The sequence below is a fragment of the Flagellimonas olearia genome, assembly GCF_009184425.1.
Lineage (GTDB): Bacteria > Bacteroidota > Bacteroidia > Flavobacteriales > Flavobacteriaceae > Flagellimonas > Flagellimonas olearia.
The window spans coordinates 1-350 of sequence record NZ_WELG01000124.1; the positions used below are offsets into that span (position 1 = coordinate 1).

The following is a 350-nucleotide window of genomic DNA, read 5'->3' on the forward strand; positions in this document are numbered from 1 at the left end:
ACGCAGCGTGAGCCATAGCTCTGCACCCAACCGAAGCGAGTAAAGGCGAAACCGTCCAGCAGTTCACCGAAGTATTCCACCATGTCATTACGTTCGGCTTCACCATGCACCAGCACATCCAGCTCCACCTCTTCCTGGTAGCGAATGCAGCGAGCAATCTCTTCCTGCATTTGTTGCTGGTATTGCGCATCGTTTAGCTTGCCGGCTTTCCAGTCCCGGCGAGCGGTACGGATTTCTCGAGTCTGCGGGAAAGAGCCGATAGTGGTGGTGGGGAAAGCGGGCAACTGCAGGGCTTGTTGCTGCTGCGCAATGCGTTCGGCAAACGGGCTCACCCGGTCGCGGGAGAGCTG

The 350-nt window shown here is 58.0% G+C and carries 1 pseudogene; it reads right to left on the bottom strand.

What is annotated here, in order from left to right:
- Positions 1 to 350: pseudogene (locus F8C76_RS19415) on the bottom strand (5-methyltetrahydropteroyltriglutamate--homocysteine S-methyltransferase); the annotation flags it as partial.